A 17601-nucleotide genomic window follows, 5' to 3' on the forward strand; every position below is an offset into this window, starting at 1 on the left:
CGGGTATGACCTTCAGCACCAAGCAAACCACCAATCAATTCAACCAGATCAAGCACGCGGTCGTCGCCCTGTGCCTGGCCGCCGCCGGCGGCTACGCCAGCGCCGCGCCGGTCAGCGTGACCATCGACACGTCGAAACCCGGTCCGGTGATCAACAAGAACGTCTACGGCCAGTTTGCCGAACACCTGGGCACCGGCATTTACGAAGGCATGTACGTCGGCACCAAGTCGAAAATCCCGAACACGCGCGGCTGGCGCAACGACGTGGTGGGTGCGCTCAAGGAGATGCACGTGCCGCTGGTGCGCTGGCCGGGCGGCTGCTTTGCCGACGAATACCACTGGCGCGACGGCATCGGCCCGCGCGAGAAGCGCCCGGTCAAGGTCAACACCAACTGGGGCGGCGTGGAGGAATCGAATGCGGTGGGTACCCACGAATTCTTCGACCTGGCCGAGCAGCTTGGCGCCGACACCTATGTCAACGGCAACCTCGGTACCGGCAGCGCGCAGGAGATGTCGGAGTGGGTCGAATACATGACCTCCGACAGCAAGTCGACACTGGCCGAAATGCGCCGCAAGAATGGCCGCGACAAGCCGTTCAAGGTCGATTTCTTCGCAGTCGGTAACGAGGCCTGGGGTTGCGGCGGCAACATGACGCCACGCTACTACACCGATCTCTACAAGCAGACCGAGACCTTCCTGCGCGCGCCCAAGCATCTGCGCCCGCAGATCATCGCCAGCGGCGGCACCGGCGACGACACCAAGTGGACCGACATGATCAGCCGCGAAGCGGCCAAGCAGACCTATGGCGTGAGCTTCCACTACTACACCATCCCGACCGGCAAATGGGAAGTGAAGGGCGCCGCCACCGGCTTCAAGGAAGACCAGTGGTTCTCGACGCTGGCGAACACGCTCAAGATCGACGGCATGATCAAGACCAACGTCGAAGTCCTGGACCGCAACGACCCGGAGAAAAAGGTGGGCTTCCTGGTGGACGAATGGGGTACCTGGTATGACGTGGAAAAGGGCACCAATTCCGGCTTCCTGTACCAGCAGAACACGCTGCGCGACGCCGTGGTTGCAGCGCTCAACTTCAACATCTTCCACCAGCACGCAGACCGCGTGCGCATGACCAATATCGCGCAGATGGTCAACGTGTTGCAGGCCATGATCCTGACCGACAAGGACAAGATGCTGCTCACGCCGACCTACCATGCCTACCACATGTACGTGCCGTTCCAGGACGCGACCTCGATGCCGGTGACGCTCAAGGATAATCCTGCGTATGTCTACGACGGCAAGAGCATCCCGGAAATCAGCGCTTCCGCTGCCCGGGCCAAGGACGGCAAGCTGTATCTGGCGCTGGTCAACACCAACCCGCACCAGGACGCCGAAGTGGCGGTGAACGTGCCTGGCGTGACCGTCAAGTCGGTCAAGGGACGGGTACTGACTGCACCGGCCATGGATACCCACAACACCTTCCAGTCGCCCGACGCGATCAAGCCGGCACCGTTTGCCGCCAGCGCCGCGGCCGACGGCAAGCTGACGATCAAGGTTCCATCCAAGGCAGTGATCGTGGTGGCGGTGGAGTAAGCATCGCCGGGCGCCCCGGCATGGCGGCATGCCTGTCCGGGTTCGGGGCGCCTGAACTGTCAACCCAGCGCGGTCGTGCGCGCGCCGGCGGCGATTCCACGCGCGCGCCGGCGTCGCAAGGGCAGCGCTCATCCCCAGGATGCGCTCATGTTTTCCAGGTTTTCCACCGTCGTTTTCGTTGCCATGGCTGCCGTGTCGGCTGTCGCAGCCAGTCCCGCCGTCGCCAGCGAGGTCAGTGTCCACGACCCCGTGATGGCCAGGGACGGCGACACCTATTATGTTTTCTCCACCGGCCCCGGCATCACCTTCTACAGTTCGAAGGACATGCTGCACTGGAAGCCGGAAGGCCGCGTGTTCGCCGGTCAGCCCAGCTGGGCCAAGCACGCCGCGCCCAGCTTCGACGGCCATATCTGGGCGCCCGACATCCAGCGCCATGACGGCAAATACTATTTATATTATTCCGTGTCCGGCTTCGGCAAGAACACGTCCGGCATCGGGGTGACCGTCAACAGGACGCTCGATCCGCGCGCGCCCGACTACCGCTGGGAAGACCAGGGCATGGTGCTGCAGTCGGTGCCGGTACGCGACGACTGGAACGCCATCGATCCCAACGTGATCGAAGATGAACACGGCGTGGGCTGGATGGCTTTCGGCTCGTTCTGGAGCGGCCTGAAACTGGTCAAACTCAACCAGGCCTGGACCGGCCTGGCCGAACCGCAGGAGTGGCATGCGATTGCCGCCCGGCCGCGTTCGGGCAACGTCGCCGGCGAAACTGCCGGCACGGGCGAGATCGAAGCGCCGTTCATCTTCAGGAAGAACGGCTATTACTACCTGTTCGCCTCGTTTGGCCTGTGCTGCAAGAAGGCCGACAGCACCTACCACGTGGTGGTGGGGCGTGCGAAGTCGCTCAAGGGGCCGTACCTGGACCGTCGGGGCGTGGACATGGTCAACGGCGGCGGCACGCTGGTGATTGCCGGCGACAGGGACTGGAAAGGCCTGGGCCATAACAGCGCCTACACGTTCGATGGCAAGGACTGGCTGGTGCTGCATGCCTACGAGACGGCGGACAACTACCTGCAGAAGCTGAAAATCATGGCGATCACCTGGGACCGCGACGGCTGGCCCGGCGTGAACCAGGCCGACCTCAATCAGTACCGCAGCGTACAGCTGCCCGCGCAATGAGACCGCTGCGGCGCATGCTGGTTGGCGCAGCGCTGCTGGCGTTCGCGCACGGCGCCGCCACATCCGCTGCTGTTGCGGCTTCTGGAACGGCTGTTGCAACCGCGGCCGCCACGCCGCTGCAACTGTTCCCGCTGCAGGACGTGCGGCTCGGCGCCAGTCCTTTCCTCGAGGCGCAGCAGACCGACCTGCGCTACATGATGGCGATGGAACCCGACCGCCTGCTGGCGCCGTTCCTGCGCGAGGCGGGCCTGCCGATGAAGCAGCCGACCTACGGCAACTGGGAGTCGAGCGGACTCGATGGCCACATGGGTGGCCATTACCTGTCGGCGCTGGCGCTGATGTTTGCGTCCACCGGCGACGAGGAGGTCAAGCGGCGGCTCGACTACTTCGTGGCAGAGCTCAAGCGCTGCCAGGACAAGAACGGCAACGGCTACATCGGCGGCATACCCGACGGCAGCGCCGCATGGCAGGCCATCGCGCGCGGCGACCTGCGCGCCGACAGCTTTTCCGTCAACGGCAAGTGGGTGCCATGGTATAACCTGCACAAGCTCTATGCGGGCCTGCGCGACGCCTACAACTATGCCGGCAACGGCGATGCGCGCACGATGCTGATCGCCATGGCCGACTGGGCGCTGGCCCTGAGCGCGCACCTGACCGACGACCAGATGCAGGCCATGTTGCGCGCCGAGCACGGTGGCATGAACGAGGTGCTGGCCGACGTGGCGCAGATGACGGGCCAGCAGAAGTACATGGACCTGGCGCTGCGCTTTTCGCACCAGGCCATCCTGCGGCCGCTGGTGCGCGGCCAGGATCAGCTGACCGGCCTGCACGCGAATACGCAAATTCCCAAGGTGATCGGTTTCAAGCGCATCGGTGACCTGACCGGGCGGCGCGACTGGCAGCAGGCAGCGCAATTTTTCTGGCAGACCGTGCACGACCACCGCACGGTGGCGATCGGCGGCAACAGCGTCAAGGAGCACTTCCACGACGCCGCAGACTTCACGCCGATGATCGACGAGGTGGAGGGCCCCGAGACCTGCAATACCTACAATATGCTCAAGCTCACCGAGCTGCTGTTCCTCGGCGATGCGAAGCGCGCGTACACCGACTACTACGAGCGCGCGCTGTATAACCACATCCTGTCGTCGCAGCGGCCGGACACCGGCGGCTTCGTGTACTTCACGCCGATGCGCCCCAACCATTACCGCGTGTACTCGCAGGTGGACAAGGGCATGTGGTGCTGCGTGGGATCCGGTATCGAGAGCCATGCCAAGTACGGAGAATTCATCTATGCGCATAGCCGGGATGCGCTGTATGTAAATCTGTTCATCCCGTCCACGCTCACGTGGCGTGACAAAAACCTGGTCATCACCCAGGCCAACCGGTTCCCGGACCAGGCCAGCAGCACCGTCACCGTTACCGGCAGCGGTGCATTCACCATGAAGATACGCTACCCGTCGTGGGTGGCGCGCGGTGCGCTGACCGTGACCGTGAATGGCAAGGCCGTTCCGGCCGGGCCCGGGGCGGACGGCTATGTCAGCGTCAGTCGCCGCTGGCACAGCGGCGACAGGGTCGAAATCGGCCTGCCGATGACCACCTGGCTCGAACAGATGCCCGATCACTCGGATTATTACGCGGTGCTGCACGGCCCCATCGTGCTGGCGGCGAAAACCGCGCCGGTCGCCAACGAAAAGCTCAACTTCCTGGCCGACGGCTCGCGCATGGGCCATATCGCCTCCGGTCCGATCTGCCCGCTGGAGTCGGCGCCCACCCTGGTCAGCGACACGCGCGCCTTCATGGACCGCTTCGTGCCGGTGCCGGGCCGGCCCCTGACATTTACCGCACCCGGTCTGGTGCAGGGCAAGAACGTGGACCAGGTGGTGTTCATGCCGTTTTTCCGTCTGCACGATGCGCGTTACATGCTGTACTGGCCTTACGCCACGCCTGCCGGACTGCAGACGCTGGAAGCGAAGGCCGCCGAGCGCGAAAAGGCGCGGCTGGCGTTGAACGCGGTCACCATCGACCAGGTGGCGCCGGGCGAGCAGCAGCCGGAGTCCGATCATTTCTTCGTGGCCGACGGTGGCGAGGCCGGTGTCAGCCAGGGCAGGCACTGGCGCCGCGCCAGGAGCTGGTTCGGCTATACGCTCACCGACAGCAAGAGGGAGGCGCGCATCCTGCGCCTGACCTACGCGAAAGCCGATGCCGGCCGCAGCTTCGATATCGTCGTCAACGGGCAGCTGCTGGCCAAGGTCGTGCTGAACGCAGCGGCCACGCAGCCTTTTTATACGGTGGACTATCCGCTGCCGCCGGCACTGGCGGCCGATGACGGCAAGCTGGTGGTAAAGTTCGTGGCCGGCCCCGGGTCGTCCGCCGGCCCGCTGTACGGCTTGCATTTATTGCGGTCGTCCCCGCCGTGAGATCGGGTAAGCTCTCTCATGATGTGACAGTTGTCTGGTCAGCCCCAGTGCAGGCTGATATTGGCCGATAATGCGTGATCACCACACGCGCCCCGCAGAATATCGATTTTTTCATGGACATCAACCCGAACTGGTTTTTACGCGCGCGGCTCAAGACGCGCCAGCTGCTGTTATTGATCGCGCTCGACGAGCAGCGCAATATCCACCGCGCTTCCGAAGAACTGCACATGACGCAGCCGGCTGCCTCCAAGCAGCTGAAGGACCTCGAGGAGATGCTCGGTGTGCAGCTGTTCGACCGCCTGCCGCGCGGGATGGAGCCGACGATCTACGGCGAGACCATGATACGGCACGCCCGCATGGCCTTGAACAGCCTGTCGCTGGCGCACGAGGACATCGTCGCCATCAAGGCCGGGCTGGCCGGCCAGGTCGATATCGGCACCATCATGACCCCGGGGATTGCGCTGCTGCCGCAGGCGATCACGCGCACCAAGCAGGCCGCGCCGCACCTGCGCATCGGCGTGGAAATGGAGCAGTCCAACGTGCTGATCGAGCAGCTGCAGCGCGGCAGGCTCGATTTCATGATCGGCCGCATTCCCGAGCGCCAGAGCGCCGAGGGTTTCAGCTACGAGGAACTGGGCGACGAGCCGGCCTGCGCGGTGGTGCGGCCCGGTCACCCGCTGCTGGCGCAGCGCAAGCTGCAATTGCGCGACATCTCGACCCAGCCATGGATCCTGCCGCCGCAAGGCAGCATCTTGCGCTCGCGCTGCGAGCTGATGTTCCGCCGCGCGGGTCTGGACGTGCCGGTCAACGTGATCGATACCACGGCCATGCTGATGATCAAGCCGCTGCTGCAGCAGACCGATGCCTTGAACGTGATGCCGGTGGCGGTGGCGCAGTATTACGAAGCGCAAGGGGTGCTGGCGATACTGCCGATCGAGCTGCCATGCCGGATGGACGGCTACGGGATCATCATGGTCGATGGCCACCTGATGTCGCCGGGCGCCCAGCTGCTGCTGCGCCACGTGCGCGACGTGGCGCGCGGCGTTTAGGATCAGCCGAAGCTGGCGAAGGTATCGAGCAGCACCTTGGCCCGGAACGGTTTCACGATGACCCGGCTGATATCGCGGCTGCGCAATTCCTGCAGCAGCGCGGCCGTGGGCTGATCGACCATCACCGCGATCGGAATCTGCGGGCGGCTGGCCGACATGCCGCCGCGTACGCGGTCGAGCAGCGTGAAGTTGTGGGCGGCGCCGCCGAAGGCGCCGCATTCGAGCGAAATGACCGCGCCCTGGAATCTGCGCTCGCGCAGCAGCTTTTCTGCCGCTTCGGCGGTTGCCGCCTCGTGCACGGTTCCAATGCCCAGCGAGCGCGCGGTCATCGAGACGGTCTTGCGCAGCAGCGGCTGCTCTTCGACCAGCAGCATGTCGATCGGATGGCGTCCACGTTCAGGCATGCTGTCCCCCCGTTCCGGATAGTTCCTCCCGCAGCAGATCGCGCAGGCTGGCGAGGATGGCCAGCCCGGTGGCGTCCAGCGAACGCGGTCGATGGTCGATCAGGCACAGCGTGCCGATGACATGTCCCGACGGTGCGGCCAGCGGCGCGCCCGCGTAGAACACGATGTATGGCGTGCCGGTGACCAGCGGATTGTCGGCAAAACGCAAGTCCTGGCGTGCGTCCGCGATGACGAAAATATCGGGCTGCACGATGGCGTGGCCGCAAAACGAGACATCGCGCCCCGTTTCGCAGATGTCCAGTCCCACGCGGGCCTTGAACCACTGGCGGTTCTCGTCGACCAGCGTGATCAAGGCGACCGGCATGTCGAATTCTTCGGCCGCAAAGCGCACGATGTTGTCGTAGCGTTGCTCGGGCGGCGTGTCGAGTATCAGCAGCGCGCGCAAGGCGTCGAGGCGCTGCTGGTCATTGACAGGTATCGGAGCTGCGAGCATGGCGTGGGCGGCGCGGCGGCCGGTTGGTCACATGCTGCCGACTGTACCACCACCGCGAAAAAAATGGTGCGCGCCAGCGTGCCGGCCGCGCACGGGCGGCACCGGATGTGCGATATTACGGCGCATACGAATCACAGCGAGGCGGAGACGATATGGCACCAACATGGCGCGACAGGCGCTGGCTCAGGTGGGGGCTGCGGTGGACGGCAGGCGTGATGCTCCTGCTGCTGGCGGCCGGTGTCGGCGGGTGGCTCTGGCTGCGCGCCAGCCTGCCGGTGCTCGATGGCACGCGCACCGCAGCCGGCCTGCAGGATGCGGTCAGCGTTGCGCGCGACAACCACGGCGTGCCGCTGATCAGCGGCACCAGCCGGCTCGATGTGGCGTACGCCACCGGATTTGTCCACGCCCAGGAACGCTACTTCCAGATGGACCTGCTGCGCCGGGTGGCGGCCGGGGAGCTGTCGGAACTGTTCGGGCCGCGGGCGCTGCCCACCGACCGGGCGCGCCGCCTGCACCGCCTGCGCGCCCGCGCCGACCTGGCCCTGGCTGCGCTGCCGCCCGCAGACCGGCTGCTGATGACGCGCTACACGGACGGCGTCAACGCCGGCCTGGCCGCGCTGCAGGCGAAGCCGTTCGAGTATGCGCTGAACGGCACCGCGCCGCGTCCATGGCGCGCGACCGATTCGCTGCTGGTGATCTGGGCCATGTACTTCGACCTGCAAGGCGGCCAGCTGCAGCACGACCTGTCGCGCGGCTGGCTGCGCGCGCACACCGACGAGGCCCAGCGCGCCTTCCTGGCGCCTGCCTTCAGCGCCTGGGACGCGCCGCTCGACGCCGCCAGCATTACCGGCGCCACGCCGTCGATACCGCCCAGCGCACCGGCATGGTGGGGCCGACAGCGCACGGACAGTCCCGCCGACCCGCACCGGCAGGCCTGCGCCCCGGGCTACCTGCCGCCGGATGACCGGTTCCGGGGCTCATCCCCTGGCCAGCCGGGCAGCCAGTCCGGTGCCGGCCTGCTCGCCGCATTCTTGCCGGACACCCTGGCCGAATCCGTGACCGGCGCCCGCGCTCCCTCGTCGTCCGCTTCGTTGTCCCCATCGTTGGCCGGACCGTGGGGGCAACCGATGCATCCGGCAGCTGCAGCATGGCGCAACACGACGGGCAGCAACAACTGGGCGCTGGCCGGCAGCCGCAGCGACAGCGGCGCGGCCATCGTTGCCAACGATATGCACCTGGGACTGCAGTTGCCGGTCATCTGGTATCGCGCCGCGCTGCAGTTCCCGGACGGGAAGGGCGGCCAGCGCCGCGTGGTCGGCGTCACGCTGCCCGGCACGCCGGTCGTGGTCGCCGGCAGCAATGGCCAGGTGGCGTGGGGTTTCACCAACAGCTATGGCGACTACCTCGACCTGCTGGCGCTCGACGGCGATCCGGCGCATCCGGGCCAGGTTCGCACACCGGCCGGTGCCGAAGCCCCCGTCGTGCATCGCGAAACCATCGTCGTCAAGGGCGCACCGGCCGCTACCCTGGTCGTGCGCGAGACATCGCTCGGGCCGTTGTACGAGGCAGGCGGCAAGACGTATGCCGTGCGCTGGGCCGCGCACCAGCCGGGGTCCGTCAACGTGCGCCTGCACCTGCTCGAAGATGTCGCGTCGGTGCAGCAGGCCCTGGCACTGGCGCCCACGCTGGGCATCCCGGCGCAGAACATGGTGGCGGGCGACAGCGCGGGCCATATCGGCTGGACCATCGCCGGCCGCATCCCGCGCCGTGCCGTCACCGCGCCCGACGCCAGCTATCCGCTGCGCGCGGACGCTGCCGACAGCGCCTGGCAAGGCTGGCTGGCGGCCGACGACTACCCGCGGGTTGTCGATCCGGCTGACGGCCAGCTGTTTACGGCCAACAGCCGCCAGCTGAACGGCGCCGGCGCCGCGCTGCTCGGCGACGGCGGCTTCGACCTCGGTGCCCGCACGCGGCAGGTGCGCGACGGCCTCACCGCACTGGGGGCGCGCGCCGGCGTGGAGCGGGTGTACGCAGTGGCGCTGGACGACCGCGCGCTGTTCCTAGCGCCGTGGCGCGACCGCGCCATGGCGGCGCTCGATGCGCAGTCGGTGGCCGCACGGCCGCAGCGCGCCGAGGCGCTGGCGCTGCTGCGGTCCACCTGGACCGGGCACGCCAGCGTCGACTCGGTCGCCTATCGCCTCACGCGCAGCTACCTGTACGCGCTGTACGACATCGTATACGGGGACGCCGACCGGCAGCTGGCCCTGCTCGATCCGCATGCGGGCATGGCGTCGGCCACGTCGCGCTGGCCGGTGGTGCTGGCGCGCCTGCTCGACGCGCAACCGCCGGCCTGGCTGCCGCCGCAGTACGCCAGCTGGCACGCGTTGCAGCTGGCAGCGATCGACCACGCGATTGCCGACCTGACGCAGGACGGGCAGCGCCTGGCCGACGCCACCTGGGGGCAGCGCAATACCGCTGCCAGCGCGCATCCGATGGCGTCCTCGATCCCGCTGCTGGGGCGTTATCTGACCGTGGCGCCGGACATGCTGGCAGGCGACCAGCACATGCCGCGCGTGACGGGGCCGACCTTTGGCGCTTCGGAACGGCTGACCGTGTCGCCGGGCCGCGAGCAGGAAGCGGTGTTCAACATGCCGGGCGGCCAAAGCGGCCATCCTCTGTCGCCGTATTTCCTCGCCGGCCGCAGCGACTGGGTGGCAGGGCGCACAACGCCGCTGCTGCCCGGCGCACCGGTGCACACGCTGAACGCCTTCCAGGCAGGTCGGGCGTGAACGAGGGGCCGGTCGGCTCGACCGGTGCGCCGCTCTCCCGTCCGATTTGCCGCCCGTTCTGCTGCGCCGCCGCCGTTCATGGCATCATGCACGGCGCTGCGCGACACCGGGCCGGCAGCTGCTAGGCGGGCGTGGCAGCCGACGACGCCGGCGCGGTCACGGAGGAAGCCGATGCCGGTGACAGGCTGGCCGACACCGCGCTGTCAGCCTGGCGGCTGCCGGCGCCCGGCCGCTCGCGGCCCAGGCCGAACAGCGGCCGCAGCAGCGCGACACGGCGCACCAGTTCGAACACGCCGAAACTGATGGTCACGGTCAGGATCACCAGCACTGCGCCTTCGGTGACGGGCGCCAGTTTTACCGGTTTGAGCCAGTGGGCCATGGTCACAATCAGCGTCTGGTGCAGGATGTAGACGGGGAACACGGTCTCGGTCAGGTAACGGCGCGGCGCGCTGTCGCCAGCCACGTGGCGGTGGGCATAGCCGCACACGGTCAGGATCGCCACCCACTGGTTCAGGCAGTAGATGGCCCCCATCAGCGGGCGCCACGGCGCGACGGCCGCGCTGTGCATCAGTTCATGCGGCATGCTGTAGCACACCACCAGGATGGCCCAGCTGCCCAGCCACAGGCCCAGGCTGGTCCAGCGCAGGCGGTCCGCTTCCTGCCACACGCGGCGCTGGCTGGCCAGCAGCGCGCCCAGCACGAACAGGTAAAAGTACTGGGCATGGTTGTACCAGTCGCCGAACAGGGCATGGGTGCTCGGATACTTTTCGGAGAGGATGAAGCGCGCCGCGACCAGCAGTATCACCGGCAGCAGTACCAGCTTCCAGCCGCCAAGCACCCGACCCGCCAGGTCGGGCCAGCGCGCCAGCCGGCTACCGGCCAGCCAGGCCACGATGCCGAAGATCATGGTGTACACCCACAGGTAGGCGACGAACCACAGGTGGTTCCAGGTCGGCATGGACAGGCAATCGTCGCCGCGGCAAAAGCCCCGGTAGCCGGTGACATACAGCTTGAGGAAGTCGCCGTAGCCGCCCTGGTAGGCCAGTTTTTCCACGACCTCGAAATACGATTGCGGCGGCACGATCACCAGCATGCCGAAGACCAGCGGCACCAGCAGGCGCCAGCTGCGCTGCACGATCAGCGTTCCCGCTTTCAGCTTGCCCAGCATGAAGGCGGTGGCCACGCCCGAGATCATGAACAGCAAGCCCAGTCGCCATGGCGCCGACAGGATCATCAGCGGTTCGATGGCGTGGCCGGCGTCCGGACTTTTCACATGCCAGTCCCAGGTCACGTAGTACATGCCGGTGTGGTAGAGGATCAGCACCAGGAAGGCGATGATGCGTATCCAGTCGAGGAAATACAGGCGTTGGGTGTTGTGCATGGCGGTGGGGGCGGCGATTGTCGTTGATCGGTGACGCCAGCTTATGCGATCGCCGGCCCGGAGGCCAGCTTCGTGGGGCGAGCCGGGATGCCGCAGGGGCGAGCCGGATCTGCCGGGTGCGCCGCAACCGGTGGCGGTGGCGGCGCCGGCCCCCGGCGTACGGCACGGTCGCCGGCATCAGCCGGCGTGCCAGCATGGGTCAGCGCAGTACCCGCGTCAGCCTGAGGCCGCGCTGCCGGGGTCAGCCAGCAGCTGCGCCGCCGGCTTCAGCCGCGGTGCGGGGACCCGTCGGGCGCCGGCCCGGGCCCGGCCTGCAGCCGCGCCAGCACGTCCTGGCGGAACTGGCGCGAGCAGGGCACGCGGGCGCCGCCGCGCAGCAGCAGTTCGCCGTCGCCCTTGTCCAGCATGTCCAGGCCTTCCACCCACTGCAGTTGCACGGCTGCGCGGCGATGGCAGCGCACGAAGCGCGGGCCGAGCGTGGCGAGCAGGCCGGCCAGGGTCTGGCGCAGCAGCGGCTGGCCGTCGGCCGTGTGCAGCACCACGTAGTTGTCGGCCGTTTCGATCCACGCGATGTCGTCGATGCGCACCACGCGCATGCCGCCGCGCTCCGGCACCAGCAACTGCGCGGGGACGGGCGCCGGCACAGGAGGCGGCACCTGAGCCTGCGCCTGAGCCGGCAATGCCGGTGGCGGCGCCAGCGCGTTTGCCGGTGCCGCCGGCTGCGTCAGCCGCGCGCGGGCGCGGTCGAGCGCGCGACGCAGCCGCTGCTGGTCGTAGGGCTTGAGCAGGTAGTCGATGGCATTGGCGTCGAACGCGCGGATCGCGTAATTGTCGTAGGCAGTGACGAACACCACCACCGGCGCCGGCGCCGGCAGCGATGCCGCCACATCGAGCCCGCTCACTTCCGGCATTTCGATATCGAGCAGCAGCAGGTCGGGCGCAAACTCCGCCAGCAGTTCGAGCGCTTCCACCCCGTCGCGCGCCTCGGCCACCGCGCTGATATCGGGTTCCTGCGCCAGCAGTCGGCGCAGCTTGTCGCGCGCCGGGCGCTCGTCGTCAACGATCAGCACCCGCATGGCAGCCGCATTTCCGCCCGCACGCCGGCCGGCGCGAGCTGTATCAGATCGAAGGTTGCCGCGCTGCCGTAGCCCGTGACCAGGCGCTGGCGCAGGTTGCGCACGCCGATGCCGCTGGCAGCCGCGGCGCTGGTGCCGCTGGCGTGCACCGGCGCCAGGCGCCCGCTGTCGTCCTCCACCCGCAGCACCAGCATGCCGTCCTCGCGGTGGGCGCTGATGGTGATGGCGGTCGGCTGGCGGCGGCGTTCCACCGTGTGCTTGAAGATGTTTTCCAGCAGCGGCTGCATGCTCATCACCGGCACCGGGCAGTCCAGCAGCGACCGGTCGTCCTCGTCGATGCGCCAGGCGATGCTGACGCGGTCGGCGAACCGTTCGGCCATCAGCGCCGCATAGCCGCGCAGCAACCGCAGCTCGGTGGACAGTGGCGCCTGGTGCTGCTCGCCCACGTCGAGGGTGGCGCGCAGCACGTCGGCCAGCTGCACCAGCATGGCGTCGGCACGGTGCACATCGGTGTGCATCAGCGAAGAGATGGTGTTCAGGGCGTTGAACAGGAAGTGCGGCTGCAGTTGCTGGGTCAACCGCAGCAACTGCACCTCGCGCAACGACGCATTGACACGCTCGAGCCGCAGCTTTTCGGCGAGCATGGCGTGGTAGGACAGGATGCCGAACGTAATGGTGGTAAAGATGAAGAAGAACACCGTCATCTTGACGTTCTCGTACAGCAGCACCTCGGGCCAGGCCTGGTGGGTGTAGACGTCGCCGGCCATGCCATATAACAGGTGGCGCATGCCGAAGGCCAGTGGCGTAAACGCCACCCAGTACACGGGCAGCCACACCAGCTGGCGCGCGAACCAGCGCACGGGCGCGCCGACCAGGGCGTCGTGGCGCGCGGTGGACCGGCGCTGCAGGTACAGCAGCAGCGTCACCGTCACGAACGAGGTCAGCTCCCAGACCACGGGCTTCCATAATTGCCGGCCATCGTTGCGCAGGTATTCCTGGATCGCGGTGGCCGTCATCAGGCCCCAGAACAGCAGCCAGGCGATGGCCAGATTGAGCCTGGTGCGGGAAGAAGACATGGCAGCCATCGGGGCGCGTTCCATCCTATTTGTAGCGCTCTTCCAGCAAATCGATCTCGCGCACCAACTTGCGCGAGATCGCATCGGAGATCTTGTCCTGCCGTGCCAGGTCGAACACGGTGCGCCGTTCGGCCTTCAGGCCGGCCAGGCGCAGCTCGCGCTCGGCCGAGTCGGACCGGCGCCACGCGCCTTCCTTTTCCGGCTCCACTTCGCGCAGCCGGTGCTCGTAGAACGCGATCACGCGGCCGGCCGCCTCCGGATACACGTTCGGGTCGGCGCAGTCGTTTGCCTCCATCAGCTTGACCTGGGCGTCCTTGACCGCCTCCAGCGCAGCGGTGGCAGCGGCGCGGCGGCCCAGGTCTTCCTCCTGCTGTTCTTCCGGCTCGGCCGGGAAGGTCATGCCCTTGAGCAGGCCCGGCAAGCCGATGCTGGCAATCAGCAGCGACAGCAGGATCACCGAGCAGGCCAGGAAAATGGTCAGCGAGCGGGCCGGGAACGGCTCGCCGCCGGGCAGCATCAGCGGCAGCGTCAGCACGCCGGCCAGGGTGATGGTGCCGCGCGCGCCGGCCAGCGTGGTGGCCATCACCAGGCGCCACTTGATTTGCGGCCCCGGTTCATTGCGCAGGCGCCGGCGGAAGATGGTCAGCCGCAGCGACGCCCACACCCAGGCAAAGCGCAGCAGCAGCAGGCCGCCGGTAATCGCTGCCGCGTAGATGGCCAGCCACCACGGGTTCAGATGGCCGCTCTCCTCGATGGTGGCGCGGGCGCCCTTGAAGATGTCGGGCAGCTGTTCGCCCAACAGCACGAACATCACGCCGTTGAGCGCGAACTGCACCGTGTCCCAGACGGCCGAGCGCTGGATGCGGGTGGTGGCCATGGCCTGGCCGCTCAGTTCCACGTAGCTCATGGTGACGCCGGCGGCCACCGCCGCCAGGATGCCGGAGGCGTTGAGGCGCTCGGCCACGAGGTAGGCGCCGAACGGCAGCAGCAGGTTGACCAGGATCGGCGAGCCGACCGGTTCGCCGAACCGGCGCGTCAGCCAGCGCTGCGCCCAGGTCACGATCATGGTCACGCCGACGCCGGCTCCCAGTCCCGCGGCCACCAGCCACAGGAAGGTCAGGCTGGCCGTGCCGATCGAAAACGTGCCGGTCATGGCTGCCGCCACCGCGAACCGGAAGCACACCAGGCCGCTGGCGTCGTTGAGCAGCGATTCCCCCTCCAGGATGTGCATCAGGCGCTTGGGGATGGGGGTGTTGGCAGCGATCGAGCTCACGGCGATCGGATCGGTGGGAGAGACGATGGCGGCCAGCGCAAACGCCACCGCCAGCGGCATGGCCGGAATCAGCCAGTGGATCAGGAAGCCGGCGCCGATCACGGTGAAGAACACCAGTCCGAACGCCAGTTCGAGGATGGTGCCCTTATCGCGCAGTAGCCCGCTTTTAGGAATGCGCCAGCCGTCGAGAAACAGCAGCGGCGGCAGAAACACCAGGAAAAACAGGTCTGGCTCCAGTTCCACGCCATGCGAGGACTTGGCCGCGATCAGGGCGCCGAGCGCGATCTGCACCAGCGGCAGCGGGATCGCGCTGGGTAGCAGCCGCATCAGGTAGGCGCTTGCCACCACGGCCAACAGCATGACCAGCACAATTTCAATCGAATCCATTCCTATCCTTTTATTCTTATTACGCAAGATGGCAAAGTTTAACCGAAGGGCCGCACGGTATGAATTTGGCAAACGATGGTGGCGATGACGGCGTAGGACTGGCATTACGGAAAAAGTTCTGGCATAATCCGGCCTCTCCCAGCGGGAGTAGCTCAGTTGGTAGAGCGCAACCTTGCCAAGGTTGAGGTCGAGAGTTCGAGACTCTTCTCCCGCTCCAGCATTCAGGCGCGCAGATGGTCACAGCTGCGTGCATTCAAAAAGGACCTGCGGGTCCTTTTTTGTTTTCGCCCGCCTGTTCACTCGATGACTTTCAGGACGGATGGTCGATCGCATCGCCAGCGCTGCCAAAATCCCTGATGTAACAAACAATGTTGCTGCAATAAGCGTTGTTTATCGTGCTGTAGGACAAGATTACGCTGCTGAAAGTGCTCCGTAACAGTGTTGCGAACGTTATACTTCCGAGGCAATGGCAGCAGGGGTCCGCGGTGGACCCGCTGTTTTGCGGACCCGATGGAGACGATCTATGAAATCAGTTCAGCAGGAAGTGGATGAACGCAGTAACCTGACCAATTCCAACAAATTCGAACTGTTGCTGTTCCGCCTCGGCGCCGACGCCAATGGCGAGCATTCGGAATTGTTCGGTATTAACGTCTTCAAAATCCGCGAAATCGTGGCGATGCCTGAAGTGACAGCAGTGGCCGGATCCCCGCCACATATGCTGGGCGTCGTCAATTTGCGCGGTCAGATTATCACGGTGCTCGATTTGCCGGGCATCGTCGGTGTGACCCCAAAAACTGGTCTCAATATCATGCTGGTCACCGAGTTCGCGCGCACCACGCAAGCGTTCGCGGTGGAATCGGTGGAAGAAATCGTGCGCCTCGACTGGAGCCAGGTGCTGACGGCCGAAGGCACGGCCGGCGGCAAGGTCACCAGCATTGCGCGCATCGATGGCGATGTCCAGAACACGCGCCTGGCGCAGGTGCTGGACGTGGAAACCATCTTGCGCGAGCTGGTGCCGCCCGATGGCAAGGACGTGGATCCGGAAACCATCGGCGCCAAGGTGCTGCTGAAGCCGGGCAGCGTGGTGCTTGCTGCCGATGATTCGGTGGTGGCGCGCAACCTGATCGAAAAGGGCCTGGAAGCGATGGGCGTGCACTTCATCATGACCAAGTCCGGCAAGGAAGCGTGGGAGCGCTTGAATTCGATCGCGGACGGCGCCAAGGCCGAAGGCGTGCAGATCAGCGACCGCGTGGCGATGGTGCTGACCGACCTGGAAATGCCGGAAATGGATGGTTTTACGCTCACGCGCAAGATCAAGCAGGACGCGCGCTTTGCCAAGATTCCGGTGGTGATCCATTCTTCGTTGTCCGGCAAGACCAACGAAGATCACGTCAAGGGCGTGGGCGCCGATGCCTACGTGGCCAAGTTCTCGGCCGAGGACCTGGCGTCGACGATCCGCAGTGTGATCGGCAAGGCTGCCGCGTAAGCGTCGGCGTGACCGCAGTACCGGGGGCCGCGATGGCGACATCGCGGCCCATTTTTTTTTGCTGCGCGCGGCGTTACGATTCCGTCAGATTCCTGGCGTGGAAGCGGATGTGGTCTGCGATGAAGGTCGTAATGAAGTAATAGCCGTGGTCGTACCCCGGGTGACGCCGCAGTTCCAGCGGCTGCGCGGCATTGCGGCAGGCCGCCTCGAATACTTCGGGGTAGAGCTGCTCGGCGAGGAACTTGTCGCCCAGGCCCTGGTCGATCAGGATGCCGGCCGGGAAGGGCGTCTGCAGGCGCGCCATCAGCACCGAGGCGTCGTACGGCTCCCATGTTTCCTGGTTGTCGCCGAGGTAGCCGGTGAACGCTTTCTTGCCCCAGGGCGACTTGATCGGTGCGGCGATCGGCGCAAACGCCGAGACCGAGCGGAAGGCCTGCGGGTTTTTCAGCGCGAGCGTCAGCGCGCCATGACCGCCCATCGAATGGCCGAAAATGCCGACCCGGTCGCCATCGACCGGCAGCTCGGCCACCACCAGCGCGCGCAATTCGTGGATGTAGCTCTCCATGCGGTAATGCCTGGCCCATGCCGGCCGGGTGGCGTCGAGGTAGAACCCGGCGCCCACGCCGAAGTCCCAGCTGTCGGTCTCGCCCGGTACGTCGGCGCCGCGCGGGCTGGTGTCGGGCGCGATCAGGATCAGGCCTGCCTCGGCGGCATGACGCTGGGCGCCGGCCTTGGTCATGAAGGTTTCCTCGTTACAGGTGAGACCGGCCAGGTAGAACAGGGCGGGCAGGCGCTGGCCGTCCGGGTGGGCCGGGATGAATACCGAAAAGCGCATGGGCAGGCCGATCTCGCGCGACGGGTGGCGGTAAAAGCGCTGAACGCCGCCGAAACAGGCGTGTTCACTCAGCAATTCGAGCATGTTGGGCTTCCTTATGTTTCTTATGGAACAGGAGATTGTGGAGTCTTCGGCCATAATATCACCGGTAACCTTAAGTCTTT

At 66.4% G+C, this 17601-nt stretch carries 13 protein-coding genes and 1 tRNA gene; 7 read left to right on the plus strand and 7 right to left on the minus strand.

The window, feature by feature from the left end; translation table 11 throughout:
• The first annotated feature begins 5 nt into the window (after window positions 1–5).
• From ASF61_RS09335 to ASF61_RS09350, 4 genes are all read left to right on the plus strand, one after another.
• A complete protein-coding gene (locus ASF61_RS09335) occupies window positions 6–1589 on the plus strand; it encodes an alpha-N-arabinofuranosidase (RefSeq protein WP_056154371.1) in 1584 nt (527 codons plus the stop codon).
• Window positions 1590–1736: 147 nt separating this feature from the next.
• Window positions 1737–2771 (plus strand): arabinan endo-1,5-alpha-L-arabinosidase, encoded by a 1035-nt coding sequence (locus ASF61_RS09340; protein WP_056154374.1) that lies wholly within the window; start codon window positions 1737–1739, stop codon window positions 2769–2771.
• A gap of 14 nt (window positions 2772–2785) precedes the next feature.
• Window positions 2786–5188 (plus strand): glycoside hydrolase family 127 protein, encoded by a 2403-nt coding sequence (locus ASF61_RS09345; protein WP_056154378.1) that lies wholly within the window; start codon window positions 2786–2788, stop codon window positions 5186–5188.
• A gap of 113 nt (window positions 5189–5301) precedes the next feature.
• Window positions 5302–6237: a LysR family transcriptional regulator gene (locus tag ASF61_RS09350; RefSeq protein WP_056155411.1), complete on the plus strand. Its 936-nt coding sequence runs from the start codon at window positions 5302–5304 to the stop codon at window positions 6235–6237.
• Window positions 6238–6239: 2 nt separating this feature from the next.
• Here ASF61_RS09350 and ASF61_RS09355 read toward each other — a convergent pair whose 3' ends face one another.
• Together ASF61_RS09355 and ASF61_RS09360 are read right to left on the minus strand one after the other, a co-directional pair.
• Window positions 6240–6641: a response regulator gene (locus ASF61_RS09355; protein WP_056154381.1), complete on the minus strand. Its 402-nt coding sequence runs from the start codon at window positions 6639–6641 to the stop codon at window positions 6240–6242.
• Window positions 6634–7134, minus strand: coding sequence for a GAF domain-containing protein (locus ASF61_RS09360; protein WP_056154383.1), 501 nt, complete (start codon window positions 7132–7134; stop codon window positions 6634–6636). The genes ASF61_RS09355 and ASF61_RS09360 overlap by 8 nt, the downstream gene beginning before the upstream one ends.
• Window positions 7135–7349: 215 nt before the next feature.
• On the opposite strand from ASF61_RS09360, the gene ASF61_RS09365 reads away from it, so the two are divergent.
• A complete protein-coding gene (locus ASF61_RS09365) occupies window positions 7350–9923 on the plus strand; it encodes a penicillin acylase family protein (protein WP_229205801.1) in 2574 nt (857 codons plus the stop codon).
• A 121-nt stretch (window positions 9924–10044) separates the two neighbouring features.
• On the opposite strand, the gene ASF61_RS09370 is transcribed toward ASF61_RS09365, so the two are convergent.
• From ASF61_RS09370 to ASF61_RS09385, 4 genes are all read right to left on the minus strand, one after another.
• A complete protein-coding gene (locus ASF61_RS09370) occupies window positions 10045–11304 on the minus strand; it encodes an acyltransferase family protein (RefSeq protein ID WP_056154389.1) in 1260 nt (419 codons plus the stop codon).
• Between the two features lie 266 nt (window positions 11305–11570).
• A complete protein-coding gene (locus ASF61_RS09375; RefSeq protein WP_056154392.1) occupies window positions 11571–12380 on the minus strand; it encodes a LytTR family DNA-binding domain-containing protein in 810 nt (269 codons plus the stop codon).
• A complete protein-coding gene (locus ASF61_RS09380; protein ID WP_056155414.1) occupies window positions 12368–13456 on the minus strand; it encodes a sensor histidine kinase in 1089 nt (362 codons plus the stop codon). Before ASF61_RS09380 ends, ASF61_RS09375 begins: the two co-directional genes overlap by 13 nt.
• A gap of 25 nt (window positions 13457–13481) precedes the next feature.
• Window positions 13482–15116: a Na+/H+ antiporter gene (locus tag ASF61_RS09385; RefSeq protein WP_056154395.1), complete on the minus strand. Its 1635-nt coding sequence runs from the start codon at window positions 15114–15116 to the stop codon at window positions 13482–13484.
• 141 nt (window positions 15117–15257) lie between these two features.
• Here ASF61_RS09385 and ASF61_RS09390 point away from each other — a divergent pair.
• Together ASF61_RS09390 and ASF61_RS09395 are read left to right on the plus strand one after the other, a co-directional pair.
• A tRNA-Gly gene (locus tag ASF61_RS09390) sits at window positions 15258–15333 on the plus strand.
• A gap of 306 nt (window positions 15334–15639) precedes the next feature.
• Window positions 15640–16602, plus strand: coding sequence for a chemotaxis protein (locus tag ASF61_RS09395; RefSeq protein WP_056154398.1), 963 nt, complete (start codon window positions 15640–15642; stop codon window positions 16600–16602).
• A 73-nt stretch (window positions 16603–16675) separates the two neighbouring features.
• Here ASF61_RS09395 and fghA read toward each other — a convergent pair whose 3' ends face one another.
• Window positions 16676–17521 (minus strand): S-formylglutathione hydrolase, encoded by an 846-nt coding sequence (fghA, locus tag ASF61_RS09400; RefSeq protein WP_056154401.1) that lies wholly within the window; start codon window positions 17519–17521, stop codon window positions 16676–16678.
• Window positions 17522–17601 lie beyond the last annotated feature (80 nt).

This window comes from Duganella sp. Leaf126 (assembly GCF_001423125.1).
In the GTDB taxonomy this organism is placed as follows: Bacteria; Pseudomonadota; Gammaproteobacteria; order Burkholderiales; family Burkholderiaceae_D; genus Rugamonas.